The 18,793-nt window shown below is 71.0% G+C and carries 15 protein-coding genes and 2 pseudogenes; 8 read left to right on the plus strand and 9 right to left on the minus strand.

Translation table 11 applies throughout. The features are described 5' to 3' along the window. Positions 1 to 7: 7 nt before the first annotated feature. Positions 8 to 1,072, minus strand: coding sequence for an ATP-dependent DNA ligase (locus ACZ5TL_RS04570; protein WP_468587594.1), 1,065 nt, complete (start codon positions 1,070 to 1,072; stop codon positions 8 to 10). A gap of 74 nt (positions 1,073 to 1,146) precedes the next feature. Between ACZ5TL_RS04570 and ligD the strand changes: the two genes are divergently transcribed. Continuing rightward, positions 1,147 to 2,160 (plus strand): non-homologous end-joining DNA ligase, encoded by a 1,014-nt coding sequence (ligD, locus tag ACZ5TL_RS04575; RefSeq protein WP_468587596.1) that lies wholly within the window; start codon positions 1,147 to 1,149, stop codon positions 2,158 to 2,160. Positions 2,161 to 2,164: 4 nt separating this feature from the next. Here ligD and ACZ5TL_RS04580 read toward each other — a convergent pair whose 3' ends face one another. Beyond that, a complete protein-coding gene (locus tag ACZ5TL_RS04580; protein WP_468588005.1) occupies positions 2,165 to 4,309 on the minus strand; it encodes an OmpL47-type beta-barrel domain-containing protein in 2,145 nt (714 codons plus the stop codon). A 44-nt stretch (positions 4,310 to 4,353) separates the two neighbouring features. Beyond that, a complete protein-coding gene (locus ACZ5TL_RS04585) occupies positions 4,354 to 6,834 on the minus strand; it encodes a ThuA domain-containing protein (RefSeq protein WP_468587598.1) in 2,481 nt (826 codons plus the stop codon). Between the two features lie 189 nt (positions 6,835 to 7,023). On the opposite strand from ACZ5TL_RS04585, the gene ACZ5TL_RS04590 reads away from it, so the two are divergent. The 3 genes from ACZ5TL_RS04590 (at position 7,024) to ACZ5TL_RS04600 (ending at position 9,898) form a co-directional block, all read left to right on the plus strand. After that, positions 7,024 to 8,001 carry a multicopper oxidase domain-containing protein gene (locus tag ACZ5TL_RS04590; RefSeq protein ID WP_468587600.1) on the plus strand — a complete coding sequence of 326 codons (978 nt, stop codon included), beginning with the start codon at positions 7,024 to 7,026 and terminating at the stop codon, positions 7,999 to 8,001. A 103-nt stretch (positions 8,002 to 8,104) separates the two neighbouring features. Next, positions 8,105 to 9,142 carry a LacI family DNA-binding transcriptional regulator gene (locus ACZ5TL_RS04595; protein ID WP_468587602.1) on the plus strand — a complete coding sequence of 346 codons (1,038 nt, stop codon included), beginning with the start codon at positions 8,105 to 8,107 and terminating at the stop codon, positions 9,140 to 9,142. 510 nt (positions 9,143 to 9,652) lie between these two features. Next, positions 9,653 to 9,898 carry a WhiB family transcriptional regulator gene (locus tag ACZ5TL_RS04600; RefSeq protein WP_468587604.1) on the plus strand — a complete coding sequence of 82 codons (246 nt, stop codon included), beginning with the start codon at positions 9,653 to 9,655 and terminating at the stop codon, positions 9,896 to 9,898. A 153-nt stretch (positions 9,899 to 10,051) separates the two neighbouring features. Here ACZ5TL_RS04600 and ACZ5TL_RS04605 read toward each other — a convergent pair whose 3' ends face one another. The 4 genes and pseudogenes from ACZ5TL_RS04605 to ACZ5TL_RS04620 all read right to left on the minus strand — a co-directional run bounded on the left by ACZ5TL_RS04605 (position 10,052) and on the right by ACZ5TL_RS04620 (position 15,329). Continuing rightward, positions 10,052 to 11,029, minus strand: coding sequence for an acyl-ACP desaturase (locus ACZ5TL_RS04605; RefSeq protein ID WP_468587606.1), 978 nt, complete (start codon positions 11,027 to 11,029; stop codon positions 10,052 to 10,054). A gap of 190 nt (positions 11,030 to 11,219) precedes the next feature. Continuing rightward, on the minus strand, positions 11,220 to 11,996 hold the full coding sequence (gene ddaH / locus ACZ5TL_RS04610) for a dimethylargininase (protein ID WP_468587608.1): 777 nt from the start codon (positions 11,994 to 11,996) through the stop codon (positions 11,220 to 11,222). A 526-nt stretch (positions 11,997 to 12,522) separates the two neighbouring features. Further along, positions 12,523 to 13,503 (minus strand): annotated as a pseudogene (locus tag ACZ5TL_RS04615) (ATP-binding cassette domain-containing protein); the annotation flags it as partial. A gap of 146 nt (positions 13,504 to 13,649) precedes the next feature. Next, a complete protein-coding gene (locus tag ACZ5TL_RS04620) occupies positions 13,650 to 15,329 on the minus strand; it encodes an ABC-F family ATP-binding cassette domain-containing protein (RefSeq protein ID WP_468587610.1) in 1,680 nt (559 codons plus the stop codon). A gap of 292 nt (positions 15,330 to 15,621) precedes the next feature. Here ACZ5TL_RS04620 and ACZ5TL_RS04625 point away from each other — a divergent pair, with 292 nt between their 5' ends. Further along, on the plus strand, positions 15,622 to 16,269 hold the full coding sequence (locus ACZ5TL_RS04625; RefSeq protein ID WP_468587612.1) for a GOLPH3/VPS74 family protein: 648 nt from the start codon (positions 15,622 to 15,624) through the stop codon (positions 16,267 to 16,269). A 359-nt stretch (positions 16,270 to 16,628) separates the two neighbouring features. On the opposite strand, the gene ssgD is transcribed toward ACZ5TL_RS04625, so the two are convergent. Continuing rightward, positions 16,629 to 17,045, minus strand: a complete 417-nt coding sequence (gene ssgD, locus ACZ5TL_RS04630) for a spore wall synthesis regulator SsgD (RefSeq protein ID WP_468587614.1) — start codon at positions 17,043 to 17,045, stop codon at positions 16,629 to 16,631. Positions 17,046 to 17,258: 213 nt separating this feature from the next. Here ssgD and ACZ5TL_RS04635 point away from each other — a divergent pair. From ACZ5TL_RS04635 to ACZ5TL_RS04645, 3 genes and pseudogenes are all read left to right on the plus strand, one after another. Continuing rightward, positions 17,259 to 17,384: pseudogene (locus ACZ5TL_RS04635) on the plus strand (oxidoreductase); the annotation flags it as partial. A 70-nt stretch (positions 17,385 to 17,454) separates the two neighbouring features. Then, the gene (locus tag ACZ5TL_RS04640; protein WP_402610745.1) at positions 17,455 to 17,778 is read left to right on the plus strand and encodes a plasmid stabilization protein; all 324 of its coding nucleotides are present in this window, start codon (positions 17,455 to 17,457) and stop codon (positions 17,776 to 17,778) included. A gap of 75 nt (positions 17,779 to 17,853) precedes the next feature. After that, positions 17,854 to 18,546: an endonuclease V gene (locus tag ACZ5TL_RS04645; protein WP_468587616.1), complete on the plus strand. Its 693-nt coding sequence runs from the start codon at positions 17,854 to 17,856 to the stop codon at positions 18,544 to 18,546. Here the strand turns inward: ACZ5TL_RS04645 and ACZ5TL_RS04650 are convergent. Beyond that, positions 18,534 to 18,728 (minus strand): hypothetical protein, encoded by a 195-nt coding sequence (locus ACZ5TL_RS04650; RefSeq protein ID WP_468587618.1) that lies wholly within the window; start codon positions 18,726 to 18,728, stop codon positions 18,534 to 18,536. The two genes, ACZ5TL_RS04645 and ACZ5TL_RS04650, sit on opposite strands and share 13 nt — an antisense overlap. Positions 18,729 to 18,793: the final 65 nt, after the last annotated feature.

Raw genomic sequence — 18,793 nt, forward strand, 5'->3', positions numbered from 1 at the left:
GCAGCCGTCAGGCGCCCAGGATCTCGGCGAGGTCGTAGCGGACCGGCTCCTGCAACTGTGCGTAGGTGCAGCTCTCCGGGGTCCGGTCCGGGCGCCAGCGGCGGAAACGGGCGGTGTGGCGGAAACGCTGCCCGTTCTCCATGTGGTCGTACGCCACCTCCGCCACCCGGTCCGGCCTGAGCGGCACCCACGACAGGTCCTTGCGGCCCGACCAGCGGCTCGGCGCCCCGGGCAGCCGGGCCTTCTCGTGCGCGGCCTCCTCGGACCAGGCCGCCCACGGATGGCCCGTCACGTCGTCCAGGCGCAGCGGCTCCAGTTCCTCCACCAGCTCGGCGCGCCGCTTCATCGTGAAGGCGGCGGACACTCCCACGTGCTGGAGCGTGCCTCCCTCGTCGTACAGGCCGAGCAGCAGCGAGCCCACCACGGGGCCGCTCTTGTGCAACCGGTACCCGGCGACGACGACATCCGCCGTCCGCTCGTGCTTGATCTTGAACATGGCCCGCTCGTCCGGGCGGTAGCGCACGGTCAGCGGCTTGGCGATGACCCCGTCGAGACCGGCCCCCTCGTACTCCTCGAACCACTGCCGCGCCACCTCGATGTCGGTGGTCGCCGGCGCCAGATGCACCGGCGCCGTCTTCCCCGGCAGCTCCCCGACCAGCAGCTCCCGCCGTTCGGTCAGCGGGGCGTCCATCAGTGACGCGTCGCCCAGCGCCAGCAGGTCGAACGCGACCAGCGAAGCAGGCGTCCGCTCCGCCAGCGTCCGCACCCGCGAGTCCGCCGGATGGATCCGCTCCGTCAGCGCGTCGAAGTCCAGATGCCCCTCCCGCGCGATCACGATCTCCCCGTCCACCACGCACCGCCGGGGCAACCGCTCCCGCACGGCCACCACCAGCTCGGGAAAATACCTGGTCAGAGGCTTGCCGGTACGGCTTCCCAACTCGACCTCGTCCCCGTCCCGGAACACGATCGCCCGGAACCCGTCCCACTTCGCCTCGTACTGCATGCCCGCGGGGATCGCTGCCACGGACTTGGCGAGCATCGGCAGGACAGGGGGCATCACCGGCAGATCCATGGGTCGATTCTGCGCCGATGTGTCCTGGTGTGCCCGATGTGCGAGGTGTGCGGGCTACGCCTACCGTGGCGAGCATGGGTGACGCGGTGGAGCTGGAGGCCGGCGGGCGCACCGTACGGCTGTCCAGCCCGGACAAGATGTTCTTCCCCGAGCGCGGTTTCACCAAGCTGGACCTCGCCCGCTACTACCTGGCCGTCGGCCCCGGCATCCTGCGCGCCCTGCGCGACCGGCCGACCACCCTGGAGCGCTACCCCGAGGGCGTCGGCGGGGAGAACTTCTTCCAGAAGCGGGCGCCGAAGAACATGCCCGACTGGATCCCGACCGCGCACATCACCTTCCCCAGCGGCCGCAGCGCCGACGAGATGTGCCCCACCGAGGTGGGCGCCGTGGTGTGGGCCGCACAGTTCGGCACCCTCACCTTCCACCCCTGGCCCGTCCGCCGCGACGACGTCGACCACCCGGACGAACTCCGCGTCGACCTCGACCCGCAGCCCGGCACCGACTACGAGGACGCCGTCCGCGCCGCCCACGAACTGCGGGCGGTGCTCGATGAGTTCGGCGGACTGCGCGGCTTCCCCAAGACCTCCGGCGGCCGGGGCCTGCACGTCTTCGTGCCCATCGAACCGCGCTGGACCTTCACCCAGGTCCGGCGCGCCGCCATCGCCGTCGGCCGGGAGATGGAGCGGCGGATGCCGGACCTCGTGACCATCAAGTGGTGGAAGGAGGAGCGGGGCAAGCGCATCTTCCTGGACTACAACCAGACGGCACGCGACCGCACGATCGCCTCCGCCTACTCCGTACGCCCCCGCCCGCACGCCCCCGTCTCCGCGCCCCTGCGCTGGGACGAGGTCGGGGTCGCGCGCCCCCAGGACTTCGACCTCGCGACCATGCCCGCGCGCTTCGCCGAACTCGGCGACGTGCACGCGGACATGGACGACCACCGCTACTCCCTGGAGGTCCTGCTCGACCTCGCCCGCCGTGACGAGCACGACCACGGGCTCGGGGACCTGCCGTACCCGCCCGAGTATCCGAAGATGCCGGGGGAACCCAGACGGGTACAGCCGAGCAGGGCCAGGAAGGCGCCCTGAGGGCCTACAACTCCTTGATCCGGATGTCGCGGTACGAGACCACGTCCGTCGTGCCGTGTACCTGGAGCCCGATGTGGCCGGAGGCGAACCGCCGCCCGTCCGTGCCCGGGTCGTCCGAGCGGGGCGGGGTGAACTCCTGGCCGCCGGTGTTGTCGAACTCGTTGATCAGCACACCGTTGCGGAACACCGCGTAGCGCTGGCCCTCCACGCGGATCTCGTAGTCGTTCCAGGTGCCCTTCTGTGTCACGCCCGCGCCGGCCAGACCCACGCGGTCGAAGCCGTAGACCGAACCGGTCTTGTACATGTCGCCGTCGGGCCGGTCGAGCACCTGCACCTCGTGCCCGTACGTGATGGCCACCCACTCCGGCCGGGACTCCTCCGGGTGGCCGTGGACCCACGGGAAGCGCACGAACACACCGGAGTTGGCGTTGCCCGTGCCCGGGGCGTCGTCCCGCCACTGGAGCTTCAGCGAGAAGTCGCCGTACTTGCGCTGCGGGAACCACAGCATGCCCATGCCGGGCGTCGTGGTGCTGGAGGTGATCGTCCCGTCGGCGTTCAGCCCGAACGAACCGCCGCCCACGTGCTGCCACTTGGCGAACGACTCCGCGCTGCCGTCGAAGAGCGCCCGGTAGCCCTCGGTCTGCCCCGGCTTGCCGATGCCCGACTGGCGGGCGGCCTTCCGGATGGCCCTGGACTCCCGCTGGTCGATCACGCCTTCCTTCAGCAGTGCGTCGAGGACGGACGTCACGTGCTTGAGGAACAGCGCGTGGGACGTCCACTCCTTCTCGTCCTCGACCAGCTCGCCGATCCGGCACCGGTTGTCGGTCACCCGGTTGCGCACCCCGGAGTCGACCGTGCCGACGATCACCGTCAACCGCTCGTCGTACTCCGGGCAGTCCGGCGCCGGGACCTGCCCGGAGACGACGGTGAAGGTCACCGTGCGGGCCGCCGCGGTGTTGCCGGCCTGGTCCGTCGCCCGGTACGCCACGGTGTGCGCGCCCGCCCGGTCGACCACCACCGGCGCCGAGTACGCCAGGTACGGCCCGCCGTCGAGCGCATACTCGATCTTCTCGACGCCCGAGCCGTGCGCGTCGGTCGCCGTGACGGTCACCCGGGCGCTGTTGACGTACGCCCCGTCGGAGTTCTTCGTTCCCTCCACGCTCACGCCCGTCACCGGCGGGGTGGTGTCCTGGGGCGGCGCCGCGACGACCGTGAACCGCTCGCTCTTCTCGGCGGCGACGTTGCCGGCCTTGTCGGTGGCGCGGTAGCGGACGGTGTGCGCGCCCGTCTCGTGCACCATCACGGGCCCGGTGTACGGCTGCCAGGCGCCGGAACCCACCGCGTACTCGATGGTGTTGACCCCGGAACCCGTGTCGGACGCGGAGACGGTGACCGTCGCCATACCGATGTACGCCCCGTCCGGGTCGCGCTCACCGGTCACGGTCGCCGAGGTCTCCGGCGCGGTGGTGTCGTCCGACTGCGGTGCCACCACCGTGAACCCGGCGCTCTTCTCGGCGGAGACATTCCCCGCCTTGTCGAACGCGCGATAGCGGATTTTGTGGCTGCCGACCTGGTCGACGACGACCGGCGCGGTGTACGGCTGCCAGACACCCGCGTCGCCGAGCGCGTACTCGATCTTCTCGACTCCGGAGCCGCCCTCGTCGGTGGCGTGCAGCGCCACGCTCGCCGAACCGACGTACTGGCCCTGCGTGTTCCGCGTGCCGCTCACGTGAGCCGACGCCTCGGGCGCCGTGGTGTCCTCGCCGGTGCCCTCGGTCACCTCGAGGATGCCCTGCATCCGGCCGTGGCCGGGGATCGTGCAGTGGTAGAAGTACCGGCCGGGCGTGAGCGTGACCTGGGCGGTGTGCTTGCCGCCCCGGGCGTCGTTCGGGTTGGCCAGGATGTTGAGCTGCACGTCGTCGTTGAACTCGGGATCGCTGGTCACGAACGTCAGCGTGTGCGGCATGCCCGTGGTGTTGCCGGTGGCCACGCTGTTCTCGAACACGATCGTCGCGGTGCCGGCGACCGCCGTCCTCGGCGCCGAGAGGTACGTGTCGATGTCGTCGCCGGCCGTCCAGGTGAGCACCTGCTCGGCCGCCTGTGCCGTCGGTTCGGAGGCCGCGGGCACCGCCTGCAGCCCGAGCACCATGAGCAGGGCGGCCACCAGGGCGGCCCGGATCCTTCGTCTCCGGATCACGCGGACCCCCTCGCCAGCTGACCGGCGGCCGGGGTCGGCCCGCCGCCCTTGTAGGTGACCCGCCACAGGGCCGACTTGGAATGGGAGGTGAAGAAGCCGCGGCCGTAGTCGAGGACGTACAGCGCGCCGTCCGGACCGAACCTCCAGTCCATGAGGTTCTTGATGCCGTCGTTGCCGGTCGGCACGATCTTCTTCAGCGACTCCGAGTGCACCGGCAGTCCGCCGCCGCCTTGCGTCCTCGGGTCCATGAGCACCGCGTTGCGCGGCTGGTCGGCGTCGTAGAAGTCACCGACGAACCACTTGCCGTCCCAGTACTCCGGCCACTTGACCGCGCTGTCGGACGCGACCGTGCCGTACCGGTAGACCGGCCCGTTCATCGCCGCCTGCCCGCCGCCCTTCAGCCAGGGCAGCCGGTACGTCGCCTCCTCCGGCTTGTACGAGGGCACACCGTTCGCGTCCCGCGGGTAGTCCGGCGCGCCCCCCTGAGGTGCGTACCAGATGTTGTTGCCGGTGACCGGCGGCAGGTCGACCAGGCCGTCGTTGTTCGGCGACTCGTTCCTCGGGTGGTCGCAGTCGTACCAGCCCAGCGGCTTGGACGGGTCCGGCAGACCACGGTCCCGGTAGGGTTGCTTGTTGCCCATGCAGTACGGCCAGCCGCGGTTGCCCGCCTCGGTGATGACGGCGAACGTGTCGTACTTGGCCGGGCCCCAGGTGGTCGAGGGCGCGCTCGCGTCCGGGCCGACCCAGCCCGCGTAGAGCACGTCGGTCTGCGTGTCGACGGAGATGCGCGCCGGGTTGCGAACACCCATCACGTAGATCTCACCGCGCGTCTTGCCGCCGCCCTCGGCGGTCTCCTCCCCGGTGAAGAGGTTGCCCTCGGGGAGGGTGTACGTCCCGTCCGGCTCCGGGTGGATGCGCAGGATCTTGCCGTTGAGGTTGTTGGTGTTGCCGGCGGTGCGGCGCGCGTCCGCGAAGGAGACGCCCTTGTAGTTCGGCTGCGGATTGTTGCCCGAGTAACCGTCGCTGAACCCGCTGGAGTTGTTGTCACCCGTGGCGATGTACAGGTTGCCCTTGGAGTCCCAGGCCATCCCGCCGCCCGCGTGGCAGCAACTGTGGATCTGCACCGGCCACTTCAGCAGCACCTTCTCGCTGCCGAGGTCCAGCTTGTTCGTAGCCTGGTCGAGTGTGAACCGGGAGACCCGCCGCTCGGCCATCCGCGTCTCGCGGTTGATCCGCTCGTGCGGCGTGTAGTGCAGATACACCCAGCCGTTCCGCTCGAACCCCGGGTCCAGCTCGATACCGAGCAGCCCCTCCTCGACCTTGACCAGTTCGTCGCCACCGCCCTTGTTGCCGAAGACGGTGAGCGCTCCGGCCAGGGTGACCTGCCTGGTCTCGGGATCGTAGACGTGGATCTCGCCCTTGCCCTTGCCGATGCCGGGATTGTTCCAGTCCGTGATCACGGGCTGCGAGGAGTCCGCGCCGCCCCGGCCGATGTAGAACACCCGGCCGTCGGGCGCGGTGACCAGCCCGTGCGGTTCGCCGATCTGGTCGTTCTGTCCCGGCTGGTTCGGCTCGGTCAGTCGCTCCGCCGCGTAGTTGGCGTTGATGGTCGCCTTGCAGTCGGCCTGCTCCAGACGGGTCGTCCACATCAGCGCACCGCGCAGATGGGCCCGGAAGTCGGTCTCGTCGTACGACGACACCGTGCCGCCCATGCCGGTGTAGAAGGAGCGTCCGCCGTCGTAGTCCCGGCACCAACTGACGGGATGGTCCCAGCCGTTGGCACCCGTACCCGGCTGGTAGCCCGACTCGCGGACCCGGGCGACCGTGTGGACGTCGCCCGAGGGGCTCTTCACCCAGTTCAGCCACTTGTCGGGGCGCTTCCACTGCACCGGCAGGTTCTTGGTGGCGGGGTGCCGACGGTCGCCGACCTCCACGGTCGCGCGCTGGACGGCCGCGGGGCTCGACGCGGCCGGGCGGGCGCCCACCAGCCCGGTGAACCAGTCGGAGTACGGCTCCGCGCGCGCCGCGTCATGGATACCGACGAACCCGCCGCCGGCCTCCATGTACGCTTCCAGGCCCGCCTCCTGCTCCGCGTCGAGGACATCGCCCCCGCCGGTCAGGAACACGATCGTGTTGAAGCGGCCCAGCCTCTTCTCGTGGGTGAACACCGAGGCGTCACCGGTGGCTTCGACCTTGAAGCGGCGATCCGCCGGTCCCGACAGCCCGATGTCCTCGATCGCCTCGATCCCGGCGTTCACCACGGGCGACTCGTCCCCGGCCGCGGCGGAACCGTGGAAGATCAGCACTCGTACGTTCGCGCCGCCCGGCGGCGACTTGATCGACATCGTTGTCAGTGACGGCTCCGGATGCGGGCGCGCGCTCGCCGCGGGCCCGGACAGGAGTCCGGCGGTCACGGCTGCGGCGGCCATCGAGGCCGCTCCGGCACGTCTTCTCTTGCTCAGCCCTCGTAAGTGCATGGGCACCTCCTCGGTCACAGCAACACAGCCAAGGAAGCTAAACCCCTTTGCACATCCCGCCAATACCTATGACCGCGATGGCGCCAACTTTGTCTTGAGTGTGGATAAACGGGAGCACGGCCGGTACCGTCTCACCGGTTCATCACAGGTACGTCTCCGTAAAAGCCTTACCCGGGTGGGGAGTTCCGCATGGACAGACGCAGCTTCAACCGGCGGGTCCTGCTGGGCGGCGCGGCCGTCGCGACCTCGTTGTCCGTGGCGCCGGAGGCCGTCAGCGCCGACAGGCCGGCGAAGAGGGCCCCCGCCGGAGGTGAGGTGAGGCGCCTCAAGCTGTACGCCGAGAAGCTGGCGGACGGTCAGATGGGCTACGGGCTGGAGAAGGGCAAGGCGACCGTCCCCGGCCCGCTGATCGAGCTCAACGAGGGCGACACGCTGCACATCGAGTTCGAGAACACCATGGACGTGGCGGTGAGCCTGCACGTCCACGGCCTGGACTACGAGATCACCAGTGACGGCACGAGACTGAACCGCAGCCATGTCGAGCCGGGCGGCACCCGCACCTACACCTGGCGCACCCACGCCCCCGGCCGCCGCAAGGACGGCACGTGGCGGTCGGGCAGCGCGGGCTACTGGCACTACCACGACCACGTCGTCGGCACGGAGCACGGTACGCGGGGGCTTCAGAAGGGCCTCTACGGGCCGGTCGTCGTGCGCCGCGAGGGCGACGTCCTGCCCGACCGGACGCACACGGTCGTCTTCAACGACATGCTCATCAACAACAGGCCGCCGCACTCCGGGCCCGACTTCGAGGCCACGGTGGGCGACCGGGTCGAGTTCGTCGTGATCACGCACGGCGAGTTCTACCACACCTTCCACCTGCACGGTCACCGCTGGGCGGACAACCGCACCGGCACGCTGACCGGCCCCGACGACCCCAGCCAGGTCATCGACAACAAGATCACGGGCCCGGCCGACTCCTTCGGCTTCCAGGTGATCGCGGGGGAGGGGGCCGGGGCCGGCGCCTGGATGTACCACTGCCACGTCCAGAGCCACTCCGACATGGGGATGGTGGGGCTGTTCCTGGTGAAGAAGCCGGACGGCACGATTCCCGGGTACGACCCGCACGCGCACGGAAAGGAGCCCGCGGGAGGCGGTCACGAGCACTGACGGGCGCCTGCGGCCGGGCGCTCCCCGGCCCGGGGGAGAGCGCTCTCACCCACCCCGCCACCGGGGCTATCCTGATCCGCAACCGCAGATGAGGAGCCCCGAAGTGACCGACACAGCGCCGCGTCCCACCCTGGAGGCCGTGGCCGCCCGGGCCGGTGTCTCGCGGGCCACCGTCTCCCGCGTGGTCAACGGCGGGGACGGCGTCAGGGACATCCTCGTGGAGCGGGTCCGCAAGGCCGTCGAAGAGCTCGGCTACGTGCCCAACCAGGCCGCCCGGTCCCTGGTGACCCGGCGGCACGACGCGGTCGCCGTCGTCGTCGCCGAACCGGAGACCCGCGTGTTCGCCGACCCCTTCTTCGCGCTCCAGCTGCGCGGCATCAGCAAGGAGCTCACGGCCCACGACAACCAACTCGTCCTGCTGCTCACGGAGGGCCGCGACGACCACGCCCGGGTCGGCCGCTACCTCGCCGGCGGACACGTCGACGGGGCCCTCGTCTTCTCCCTGCACCTCGACGACCCGCTGCCGGAGCTGACCCAGCGGGCCGGCATCCCCACCGTCTTCGGCGGGCGGCCCGGCTGGAGCGGCGACCGGCGCGACGTGGTGTACGTCGACAGCGACAACCGCGGCGGTGCCCGCGACGCGGTCCGCCATCTGGCCGGCCTCGGCCGCACCCGCATCGCGCACATCACCGGTGCCCTCGACCAGACGTCCGCCGTCGACCGGCTCGACGGGTACCGGGACGTCATGGTGGACGCCGACCCGCGCCTGATCGTCGAGGCCGACTTCACCCCCGCCGGCGGCGAGCGGGCCATGCGCGAACTCCTCGACCGCTGTCCGGACGTGGACGCGGTCTTCGCCGCCAACGACCTCACGGCCGCCGGGGCGCTGCGCGTCCTGCGCGCGTCGGGCCGCCGCGTCCCCGACGACGTGGCCGTCATCGGCTTCGACGACATGCAGCCCGTCGCGGAACAGACCGACCCGCCCCTCACCACCGTCCGTCAGGACATCGAGGAGATGGGCCGCCTGATGGCCCGCCTCCTCCTCCGCGACCTCGAGCGCGACACTCCCCGAGGGGGCGTTACGGGCACGCCGTCGAGCGTGGTGCTGCCGACGACGCTGGTGCGGCGAGGGTCCGCCTAGAAGACGGAAGAAGACGCCGGGTTCTGGTCCTGCCGCGATGCGCTGCGGATCACCGCGGAACGGGCGCCGTACGGGTCCGTCGGATGGGCGAAGGAGCCGTGGCTGGCAGGCCGCCGCCGGGCAGGCCGGTAGCGGGCCTGCGGACCGCGCCGCCCGGCTCCCGGGCGCTGGCGTCGACAGCGTCCGTGTCCGCGACTTGACCTCGAAGACCTCGAAGACCTCGAAGTTCGAAGATTTCGAAGACCTCGAAGTGCGGAAGCCGGTGCGCCTCCTCGTCGGCCGGGGTCGTCGGCCGGGAGACCCGTTCGTCTGCCCTGCCGGGTCTCACGCCGCCCACGGACGACCGCCGCCGGGGGGCCGTCGGGGCGTGTGCCCGAGTTTTCGATGTCTCCGCGCGCCGCCGTGCGTCGGCCCGTCCGGCGGGCGACCATCGAGACGGCCGGAGGCCCGTGAACCCCGTGTTGATCCCGCGTTGATCGAACGTTTTTCGCCGGCCGCGACGCTCGGGCCATGCTCATCGACACCATCACCTCACCCGAGCTCGCCTGGCAGCAGGAGGCGCTGTGCGCGCAGACCGGGGCGGACTTCTTCTTTCCCGAGCCCGGCAGCTCGGTGCGGGAGGCGAAGCGGATCTGCGGTATGTGCCCGATCCGCACCGCCTGCCTGGAGTACGCGATCGACAACGACGAGCGCTTCGGGGTCTGGGGCGGCCTGTCGGAGAAGGAGCGGCTCGAGCTGCGGCGGACGGCGCGGTAGCCGCACGGTGCGCGCCTCCCGGCCCGCGGCGCTCGCTCACCCGCTCCGTGTCGTGGAACGGCACGGGGGTGCGGTCGTGTTCACGCCGGAGGCCCCGACCACTCATGGCGGTCGGGGCCTCCGGGAGGTGGGTGCCGGGTCCCGGGTCGCCTGTCAGGCGCCGGCCCGGGCCGCCATGCGGGCCTTGCGGGCCGCCAGCTTCTCGTCGAACTTCGACGCCTCGGAGTCCAGGCCGCCCATGAACAGGCCCAGCTCCTCCTGCGCCTTGAGCCCCTCGGGACCGAGCCCGTCGATCTCCAGGACCTTGAGGAAGCGCAGCACCGGCTGGAGCACGTCGTCGTGGTGGATGCGCAGGTTGTAGACCTCGCCGATGGCCATCTGCGCGGCGGCCCGCTCGAAGCCGGGGATGCCGTGGCCGGGCATCCGGAAGTTGACGACCACGTCCCGTACGGCCTGCATGGTCGGGTCGGGCGCGAGGTCGAAGGCCGCCTTGAGCAGGTTCCGGTAGAAGACCATGTGCAGGTTCTCGTCGGTCGCGATGCGGGAGAGCATGCGATCGCAGACCGGGTCACCGGACTGGTGGCCGGTGTTGCGGTGCGAGATGCGGGTGGCCAGCTCCTGGAAGGCGACGTAGGCGACCGAGTGCAGCATCGAGTGGCGGTTGTCCGACTCGAAGCCCTCGCTCATGTGGGACATGCGGAACTGCTCCAGCTTGTCCGGGTCGACCGCGCGCGAGGTGAGCAGGTAGTCCCGCATCACGATGCCGTGCCGGCCCTCCTCCGCGGTCCAGCGGTGCACCCAGGTGCCCCAGGCGCCGTCACGGCCGAAAAGGCTGGCGATCTCGTGGTGGTAGCTGGGCAGGTTGTCCTCGGTCAGGAGGTTGACGACGAGCGCGATGCGGCCGATCTCGGTGACCTTGGAATGCTCCTTCTCCCAGGCCTCGCCGTCCTCGAAGAGGCCGGGGAAGTTGCGCCCGTCGCTCCACGGCACGTACTCGTGCGGCATCCAGTCCTTGGCGACCTGCAGATGCCGGTTGAGTTCCTTCTCGACCACTTCCTCCAGTGCGTACAGCAGCTGAGCGTCGGTCCAGGCGCCGGCGGGGCTGACGAGGTGGGGAGTGGTGATCGTCATGGACTCTCCAGGGGACATGCGTACGAGCGGTAAACAGTAACCTACGGCATCGTAGGCTACGTATCCGTAGGTTACGATGCCGTAGGTCAAGGGCGCTGTAAAGGCCGCTGATCAGCGGTGTCGTCCAAACGTGTGCCGGACCCTCCGGACCCGCAGGCCGGCGGCCCGTCGGGCGGCTTGGCCGGTCCCGTCAGACGTACAGCTCCCGCAGCCGGACCGAGAGGCATGTCACACAGCCCTCGAGCTTCTCGAACTCGCTGATGTCCACGACCACCGGTTCGTACCCGAGGTCCGCGAACAGCTCCGCCGTCTTCGGCGCACTCGCCGCCATGAGCAGTTTGTCGCCGCCGAGCAGCACGACGTGTGCGCCGGCCTCCTCCGGCACCGGCAGGAAACGCGCGAACAGCGACGGCGCGTCCATCTTCGGGATGTGCCCGATGACCGTGCCGTCGGGCAGCGCCGTGACCGCGGACTTCAGGTGCAGCACCCTGCTCACCGGTACGGCGACGATCCGTGCGCCGAGCGGTTCGAACGCGGCGCGCAGCTGCTGGACACCGGCGGCGTTGGTGCGCCCGCCTCGGCCCACGTACACGGTCTCGCCGATCTTCAGTACGTCACCGCCCTCCAGGGTGCCCGGGTCCCAGATCCAGTTCACCGAGCAGCCCAGACCGGCCACGGCCTCCTCGACCCCGGCGGTCTCGTCACGCCGGGAGTCGGCGCCCGGGCGGGCGATCAACGCCACGTTCTTGTACATCACGACCGTGTCCTCGACGAACACCGAGTCCGGGCAGTCGTCGGCCGGCTCCACCTCGACCGTCTCCCAGCCGTGCGTGCGCAGGGCCTCCACGTACGCCTCCCACTGCTCGACCGCGAGGCCGGCGTCGACCCTCTCCCGCTCGATGTGCGTCACCAGCCCCTCGGCGAGGCGCGGGCTGGGGCGGCGGACGAGGGCCTTCTTGCTGGGCACGAGCGTGACTCCGTATCGGGTGGGACGTGTCTGGACCGCACCGACAGGGCCTCCGGGATCGACCGGAACCCATCGGGCGTCGGCCGACCATCATGCAGGGCGAATCGGGGAGAGGACACCCCTGGGACCCGTGCCCGTCGCCGGCTCGGTGGCGGCCCGGGCACTGTCCCCGGGCCCGCCACCAAGCCCCTACCCCACCTCCGTGAACTCAGCCCACCGATCCGACGCCCTCGGATCCGGCCGCCGCGGCGACCGACCGATCCGGCGCCGTCCGATCCGGCGCCGCTGAGCCGGGGCCCGCTGATCCGGCACTCACCGACCCGGTGCCCTCCGGCTCCCGCCGTCGAGCCGGTGCCGCCACGCCGTCGGCCCCCTCCCGAGCCTCCGCGCGGGAGGCACTCGATCAGGCAGTCACCGCCGTCCGCATCCCGCCTCGCCCCCGGCGTCCCGCTGCCGAGCCCGGGAAAGCACCGGTCGAAGGATCCCAGGGCGGTCGGAGGGAGTACCGCTCACTCACCTGGGGAGTTCACGCCGGCACGCCGACGTCAGCCTGGACCGCCCGCCTCAGATGCTCCCCGGTGAACGACCCCTCCACCTTGAGGAGTTGGCGCGGCGTACCCTCGAAGACGACCTCACCGCCGTCCCGGCCGCCGTCCGGGCCGAGGTCGATCACCCAGTCGGCCCGGGCGACGACGTCCAGGTTGTGCTCGACCACGATGACCGTGTTGCCCGCGTCGACCAGCCGGTCCAGCAGGGCGACCAGAGCTTCCACATCCGCCGTGTGCAGGCCGGTCGTCGGCTCGTCGAGCACGTAGACCGCGCCCGTCCGGTGCAGCCGCGTGGCCGGTTTGATGCGCTGCCGCTCACCGCCCGAGAGCGTGGACAGGGGCTGGCCGAGCGTCAGATACGTCAGTCCGACGTCCCGGAGGGCGCGCAGCCGGCGCCGTACGCCCGGGTCGTCGAAGAAGCCGAGTGCCTGCTCGGCGGTCATCTGGAGGACGTCCGCGATGGAGTTGCCCCGCGCGGTCAGCCGCAGCACCTCCTCCTTGAAGCGCCTCCCCTCGCAGTCGTGGCAGGTCGTCGTCACCGGGTCCATGAAGGCGAGGTCGGTGTAGATGATCCCCCTGTCTTCGCATGTGCCGCAGGCGCCGCTGGAGTTGAAGCTGAAGAAGCCCGCCTCGGCTCCCGTCTCGCGGGCGAAGACCTTCCGGACCGTGTCCATGATCCCCAGGTATGTCGCCGGGGTGGACCGGCCCGAGATCCCGATCGACGACTGGTCGACGACCACTGCCTCGTCGTGGGCAGCGGTGAACTCGCGTACCAGGGTGCTCTTTCCCGACCCGGCGACCCCGGTCACCACCGTGAGCACACCGGCCGGGAACCGCACGGTCACGTCCCGCAGGTTGTGCCGGCCGGCGCCCTCGACCCACAGCTCGCCGGTGGGTGGGCGCACCTCGTCCTTGACCGCCGTACGGCGGCGCATACAGCGTCCGGTGAGCGTGCCAGATCGTGTCGAAGACGACCGACGACTTCCCCGACCCCGAAACGCCGGTGAACACGGTCAGCCGGCCCTTCGGGATGCGGAGGGTGACGTCCTTGAGGTTGTTCTCACGGGCTCCGGTCAGGGTGATGAATGCGGGCATGCACCCGAAGCTAGGCGGAAAACCCGACAGCCTCTGGCGTGATTTCCGTCAGTTCTCCCTCCTCAAGCAGCAGCCAGCGCGTGATGCCGATCGACTCCAGGAACGGCAGGTCGTGACTGGCGACGATCAGCGCCCCCTCGTACGACCCCAGGGCTGTGGTCAGCTGCCGCACGCTGGCCATGTCGAGGTTGTTGGTCGGCTCGTCCAGCATGAGCAGCTGCGGGGCGGGCTCGGCCAGCATCAGCGCGGCCAGCGCGGCCCGGAAGCGTTCGCCGCCGGACAGCGTCGCCGCCCGCTGGTCGGCCCGGGCGCCCCGGAACAGGAAGCGCGCCAGGCGCGCCCGGATCCGGTTGTTCGTGGCGCTCGGCGCGAACCGGGCCACGTTCTCGGCGACCGTCCGTTCCCCGTCCAGGACGTCGAGCCGCTGCGGCAGGAACCGCAGTGGGACATGCGCCGTCACCTCGCCCGACTCCGGAGCCAGCTCCCCGGTGACCGTGCGCAGCAGCGTGGTCTTGCCGGCGCCGTTGCGTCCGATCAGAGCGACCCGTTCGGGACCGCGCAGCTCGAAACCGCCCGCCACCCGGGCGCCGTACCGGAGCCCGAGATCCTGGAGGGTGAGGACCGTACGTCCCGGCGGCACGGCCGTGTACGGCAGGTCGACGCGGATCTCGTCGTCGTCCCGTACGGCCTCCGCCACCTCGTCCAGCCGCTCCCTGGCCTCGGCGAGCTTCTCCTCGTGCATGATCCGGTGCTTGCCCGCGGACTCCTGCGCCGCGCGCTTGCGCGCCCCCATGACGATCTTCGGCTCGCGCTTCTGGTCCCACATCTTCTGCCCGTACCGCTTGCGGCGGGCCAGCTTGACCTGGGCGTCGGCCAGCTCGCGCTTCTGCTTGCGGAAGTCGGCCTCGGCGACTCGCATCATGCGCTCGGCCGCCTGCTGCTCGATCTCCAGGGCCTCCTCGTAGTCGGAGTAGTTGCCGCCGTACCAGGTGATCTCGGCCACCCGTCTCCCACCACCACCCTCAACCGAGGCGCTGCGCGCCGCAGGATTCACTCGGCGGAGATCGGCGATCTGGTCGACGAGGTCCAGCAGTTCCCGGTCGTGACTGACGACGACCATGACGCCCGGCCAGGACTGGACGGCCGCGTACAGCCGCCTGCGGGCGTACAGGTCGAGGTTGTTCGTCGGCTCGTCCAGCAGCAGCACGTCGGGTCGGCGCAGCAGCAGCGCGGCCAGACGCAGCAGCACGGACTCGCCGCCCGACACCTCGCCGACCGTGCGGTCCAACTCGACGTGCCCGAGGCCTAGTTCGCCGAGCGTGGCGAGGGCGCGCTCCTCGACGTCCCAGTCGTCGCCGACGGTCTCGAAGTGCGCCTCGGCCACGTCACCGGACTCGATGGCGTGCAGCGCGGCCCGCCGCGCGGCGATGCCGAGCGCCTCGTCGACCCGCAGGGTGGTGTCGAGCGTGACGTTCTGCGGGAGGCAGCCGACCTCGCCGGCGACACGGACGATGCCGTCGGCCGGTGCGAGCTCACCGGCGATCAGCTTCAACAGGGTTGATTTCCCTGATCCGTTGACGCCGACCAGGCCGGTTCGGCCCGGGCCGAACGTGACGTCCAGGCCCTCGAAGACGGGGCTGCCGTCGGGCCAGGCGAACGACAGGGACGTGATGGTGACGGAAGCAGACATGGGGCCTCGCGGTTGCTTGGAGCGGTCAGGGGCAAACGCGTGTCGAGACACCAGCGACCAGGAAGGAGGCTCCACGGGCATGAGAAAAGCCCTGTACCGGAGGACGGCTCGGACGCCGAGGTCGCACGCGGCGCACACACCAGACGGGTGTGAGGCGGTGTCTCAGGACCTCAGACGAGCAACGTCCTTCTCCAATCGACGGCAACAGGACCGCTGTACACCGTAGGAGGGGGCCTTGAGCCTGTCAACGCATTAGCGTCCGACCCCGACCGTCCCACCCTGAGGAGGCCCCGTGCCCAACGGCCCGCTCTCGCTGCCGGCCCGGCTCTGTCTGCTGGCCTGGGACGCCGCGCGGCCGCCCGTCACCGGCACCGGCCACCTGCCCGGCCTGGTCCGGGCCGGTGCGCTGGTCGAGCTGGCGCGGCGGGGTCTGCTCGTCGACGAGGACGGCATCGCCACGCCGGTCGATCTGGACGCGAGCGCCGGTGACGCGGTCCTCGACGGGCTGCTGGAACTCGTCCACGAATCGTGCCCGCACACCTGGCGGACGTGGCTGACGCTGCGGGCGCGGGTCACCCTCGACGCCGTACGGGAGCAGCTGGTGGCCGAGGGGTATCTGCGGGCGGAGAAGAAGCGGGTGCTCGGGGTGTTCCCGTCCGTGGAGTACGCCCTGGAGCGCGTCCGGGCCGTGGAGGCGCTGCGGGAGAAGACGCGGCAGGTCCTCCGGGGGCCCCTGCCGGCCGCCGGGATCCCGGAGCGGGACGCGGCCCTCGCCGCCCTCGCCGCCGCGGCGGACCTCCTCGGCGAGAGCACTCCTGGGCAGCGCGTGGAGGAACTGACCGAGCGGGCCGGGGCGGCGGCGCCCGGGCTGGGGAGCATCGTGCGCGAGGTGCGTACGGCGGTGACCGCGGCGGGGGCGACGGCGGCCGCCTCGCCCTGACGGACGTCCAGGGGGCCCGCGGCGCCCACGTCGACCGGCGTGGAGGTGGCCCCGCGGCGGTGCCGCCGGTGCGTGCCGCCCCGTCCCGACCGACGACCACTCTGTCGGATTCCTGCCAACCACGGCCTCGATTCCGCTGGTTGGGTGGACCGCGTGACGCATCAGCCCGAGCCCGTCGCCGAACTGGGCCGCCCTGGGCGTCGCTCGCGTCAGCGTGGGCTCGGCCGTCGCCCGGGCCGCCCACGCCCTGGTCCGCCGGTCCGCGCGGGAGCTGCTCGGCCCGGGGGGCGTACGGGTCACTGGCCGGGGCGCTCGGCCACGACGCGGTCAACGCCCTTCTCGAGTGGACGCGTCAGCGTTCAGCACGCGTCCCGCATCAGCTCCGCCAGACCGTGGTCGAGGTCCAGCTGGAGGTGTTCCAGGCCGACGGGTACGAGCTCGCTGGTCGCATCGAGGAACGTGCGGATCTCACTCGAGCGGACATGGACCACGGCGGTCCCCTCGGGGGCGTGGAACTCCAGCACGGTGCGGTCGTACCCGTACGGCCGCACCCGCACGTCGCCGTGGCCCTCGATGTCGTGCAGGCCGGCGGCGAGCAGCTCCCGGGAGAAGGTCCAGCAGACCTCGATGCCCTCCAGCGTGGCCGGGGCCGGGAAGGTCATGCGGACGGCGAACGGGTCACGCCGGTCGTAGTGCAGCGTCGCGGGAATGCTCGGCATACGCGGCGCGGCGGCGACGAGGCGGGCCTCCACAGGCTGCTCGATGACGATGGACAACGCCTTGCTCCCTTGTGACGGCTGGACGGGACACTTCCGGGCGGATGAGGCCGGGCACTGGAAGAGACGACGGAATCAGCCAATCCGTGCACACGAAGTGCGAGTGACCTCTGTCACCGCGTTCATGCACCAGAGTGACGTGACTCTCCTCGTGTGCCCCGCCGTGCACGTGGGGCGCCCGCCGGCACAGCCGGGGCACGGGCGGCCGCGCCCACCCCCGACGGCGGCCGCACCTGGCGGACGGTCGACACCGGCTCCTACGACACCGACGACTGCACCCCGGACCGGGGGTGCTGGGCCGCCGGTGAGGAGGGGCGGGTTGCCCGCCTGGAGCACTGAGCATGCGAGGTGCCCTGATCGTTGGCAGGGTGGGTACTCGTTCACTGATCGTGAAAGGAAGTGAGCGGTGATGCCACGCGGTTCGAGCTCCAAGCGGGAGCGCCAGTACGAGCACATCAAGGAAAGTGCGAAGGACCGGGGCGAAAGCACCGGCCGCGCCAAGGAGATCGCCGCGCGGACGGTGAACAAGGAACGCGCCCGCTCCGGCGAGTCGAAGACGGCCAGCCGCACCTCCACCCAGGACATGTCGTCCGGCAAGCGCGGCGGCCAGCGGTCGGGGCAGGGTTCCCAGGGGCCCACCTACGACCAGCTGTACCAGGAGGCCAAGCGCCGTGGTGTGGAGGGCCGTTCCAGCATGAACAAGAGCCAGTTGCAGCGCGCACTGGGCAAGTGAGGAACCCGCACGGCGAGGCCGGCAGGACTCCCTGATCCTCCCGGCCTTCGCGCGGCCCGTAGGCTCAGCGGCACCATGACGACCGTACGCACCCCCGAGGACTGGCCCGCCACCGAGGAACAGGCCCGCGCCGTCCAGGACGAACTGCGCGCCCGCGTGATCCTCGACGAACCCGGACCGCAGCCCGGGACCGGCCATGTGACCGGCGTCGACGTCGCCTACGACGACGAACGGGACATCGTCGTGGCGGCCGCCGTCGTCCTGGACGCGTCGGGGCTCGGCATCGTCGCCGAGGCCACGGCGGTGGGCCGCGTCTCCTTCCCCTACGTGCCCGGACTGCTCGCCTTCCGCGAGATCCCCACGGTCCTGGCAGCCCTCGATGCCCTGCCGTGCCCGCCGGGTCTGGTCGTCTGTGACGGCTACGGCCGTGCCCACCCGCGCCGCTTCGGCCTCGCCAGCCACCTGGGCGTCCTGACCGGCCTGCCCACGATCGGCGTCGCCAAGAACCCGTTCACCTTCACCTACGACGACCCGGACACCCCGCGCGGCAGCACCTCCGCGCTGCTCGCCGGGACCGAGGAGGTCGGCCGCGCCCTGCGCACGCGCGACGGGGTCAAGCCGGTCTTCGTCTCCGCGGGCCACCGCGTGTCCCTGGCCAACGCGTGCGCGCACACCCTCGCCCTGACTCCCGGGTACCGCCTCCCGGAGACCACGCGCCGGGCGGACGCGCTGTGCCGGAAGGCGCTGCGGGAGACCTACTCCGCCTGACCGGTCACGCTCCAGCGGCCCACTTCGCGGTACTCCGAGTCGTGGATGACCGACCCGTCCCCGGGCCGGAGCGCGTAGTGGCGCAGATTGCCGCCCCAGTACCTGAGGATCCGGCCCAGCTCGCCCGCCGGGTCCCCGGCCAACGCCGCGTCGTCCATGGTGACTTCGAGAAGGAACTTCATGCCTTCAATGGTTTCATCGAACTCCTTGTTGGTACTTTTCGAGCTGTCACCAGGAGCGGAAGGCG

The organism is Streptomyces sp. NPDC033136 (assembly GCF_055578235.1).